Source organism: Streptomyces incarnatus (assembly GCF_001027185.1).
Classification (GTDB): domain Bacteria; phylum Actinomycetota; class Actinomycetes; order Streptomycetales; family Streptomycetaceae; genus Streptomyces; species Streptomyces puniciscabiei.
Genome location: NZ_CP011498.1, coordinates 1 through 2424 on the forward strand (window position 1 = coordinate 1; position 2424 = coordinate 2424).

2 protein-coding genes are annotated in these 2424 nt (G+C 67.3%); one reads left to right on the forward strand and one right to left on the reverse strand.

Features of this window, described 5'->3' with window-relative positions:
• The first annotated feature begins 187 nt into the window (after window positions 1-187).
• Window positions 188-553: an SANT/Myb-like DNA-binding domain-containing protein gene (locus tag ABB07_RS39430; protein WP_208903856.1), complete on the forward strand. Its 366-nt coding sequence runs from the start codon at window positions 188-190 to the stop codon at window positions 551-553.
• 919 nt (window positions 554-1472) lie between these two features.
• On the opposite strand, the gene ABB07_RS39435 is transcribed toward ABB07_RS39430, so the two are convergent.
• On the reverse strand, window positions 1473-2424 hold a 952-nt coding region (locus ABB07_RS39435; RefSeq protein ID WP_208903857.1), incomplete at its 5' end, for a class I SAM-dependent methyltransferase.

Below are 2424 nucleotides of genomic sequence, written 5' to 3' on the forward strand. Positions count from 1 at the left end.
TTCTCTCCGCTTCGCTCCAAGAACCGGTTGGCCCGCGTTGCGGGCCTGGCTGGCTAGGGGGTTGTGTGGGGGTGGGTGGAGCATAATCGGTGGCTCATGGCTGGTGATGTGCCTCGGGGGAAAGTGCGTTTACGGTTCACGGACTACGTGCTGCGATCCACGGGACCCGGACATCATGCGCCGGACGATGGATGTCGAAGCTGACGTCATCACATTCGACGGTCAGTCTGTTTGCTTATGGCTACGGGGCGTCGAAGTACAGAGCGTGCCCTCTTCATCGCTGGCTTCAATCGAGCTTGCCCAGGAAAACCCGACCACGTCTCCCAAGGCCTACTCGGTGCAGGACGTCAGAACCCGCCACGCGAACGCCTACCAGCGGTGGACACCGGAAGACGAACAACTACTCGTCAAACTTCACACTGACGGCCACGACCCTGAAAGCCTCGCCCGCCGCTTCCATCGCCAGCCCAGCGCGATCCGAGCACGCCTGGAGAAACTAGGAATGGAGAAAACCCGACCAAGCGGGAACCAGGCCAGCACTCCACCGTTCTGAACCGGTCTCAGGTGCTGCACAGCAGGCGCCCAGCCACACCGGGACGGCAAGCCACACCTGGACGGCAAGCCACACCGGGGCAGCAGGCCGGCTCGCCTTCCTCACCCTACTCACCACACCAACGAAGGCGGCACACTACAGAGACCTCCCCCATGCATCAAAACATGCCCCGGATCGAAACTGGAAAGGACCAAACCTGCCGGACCGGAGACATCCCACCCCTTCCAACATCGACCCGTAGCCCAGTAATGCTCCTCTGCAGTGCGACGACACAGCAAACGTCACAGCAAGAGACCACATGAGTGGACTCACAGCATCACCGAACACACCACCTGAACACACGTCCTGAACACAGCACCAGTTCGCCTGAGCTCCAAGCACGGATGAGAACCAGGGCAAACTCCATGAGAGACAGGGGTGCTGACCGACAGTCACCAACCAGGGGTGGGGCGGCGGATGGAGACAGCCGTAAATGAGGTCGCCTTCCCCCACCGCCCAGGACAGCGCGTAGTGGGCGTAGCTGACCGGCCAGATCGTCGTGGGTCGCTTGGCCGGAGCACGTGAGCCCTTGCGTCGTTTGGGCCGGGGCGGGCGCAGCTTGCAGCTTTCGGCGAAATCTGTCAGGCAGGGCAGCACCGGCGAGGCGCCACAGATACGCGGCGGCGAGCAGCAGGGTCGTGCCCAGGCGGGGACGTGGTGGGTCATGCAGCCCTGGCGCAGTTGGTCGTCGTAGAGGGTGATGGTGGCAGCGTCCGGGGCCAGGTCGTGGACGTGTGCGGTGGCCATGGACGCGCAGGAGTATCAGGTGGCCAGTGCTGGTGGCGAGGATCCAGGCTGCCGCCAGGACCCAGGCGCAGGTGGTGTCGAGCTGCCGGTAGCCGGCCAAGGGAACCGGCTTGTCGAGGGCTGCGAGGACGTCCTACTGGGACTGCCAGACCTCGTCGACCGCCGACCAGCGCTGGTCCTCGTACGAGACGAGGCCCGCCCGCTGGAGGACGGTGAGAGCCTCGGTGACCTGGGCCGGGGCGGTACCGAGGCGGACGGCGAGGCCCTCGGCGGTGTCGGGGTTCAAGACGAGCGCGCTGTGGACCGTGCGGCGGGTGGCGTCGGCCAGCGCCGCGAGGACCGGCTGCCGCGGCGCTGCGCCGAGCCGGGGCACCCCGACCGAGGGTGTCTCCCCCAGTGCCTGGAGCTCCTCGGTGAACGGCACGCCCCGGTCGCGCTCCCACGCGGCGTGCTTGCGCAGCAGCAGCAGACCCGTCTGCCGGTGCTTGTGCGGCTCGCTCAGAGTGAGGACATCGAACTCGCCCTGCGGCACCGCCACTTGACGACGCAGATCCTGCACCAGGGGTGTGGGGACGACCCGGCACGCCGTCCGTCCGTCCCGGGTCTCGGCCGTCGTGGCGAGATACGGCTCGTGCAGCACAACCGTGCCACCCGGGGCCAGGCGAGGCCACAGCGCCGCGAGGAACCCAGCGTCGTCGGCCTGCGTCCCCGCGTCCAGCCACACCAGGTCCAGCGGCCCCCAGGCGTCCAGCTCCTGCTCGGTGAGATCGAAGAAGTCCCGCTCGACGAAGGTGAGCAGGCAGTCAAGGCCCAGCACGCGGGCCGCATCGCTCACCTGGTGCGCGGACGTCCCGGCCACAGAGATGTCGTCGACGACGAGGAGCCGGGGCGCGTAGTCGTCGAACGCGGAGCACGGATGCAGAACGGAGGCCCGCTCGTCGTCCCACACCACACCGCCGATCAGCCGCCGGTCCGCAGCGGCCTCCTCCTGCGCGTCGCGCAGCCCGAGCAACAGATGCAGCGTCGAGGAACCAGCGCCCACCTCCACCACCGTACGCGGCCGCATCATCCTCGCCACCGCCCGC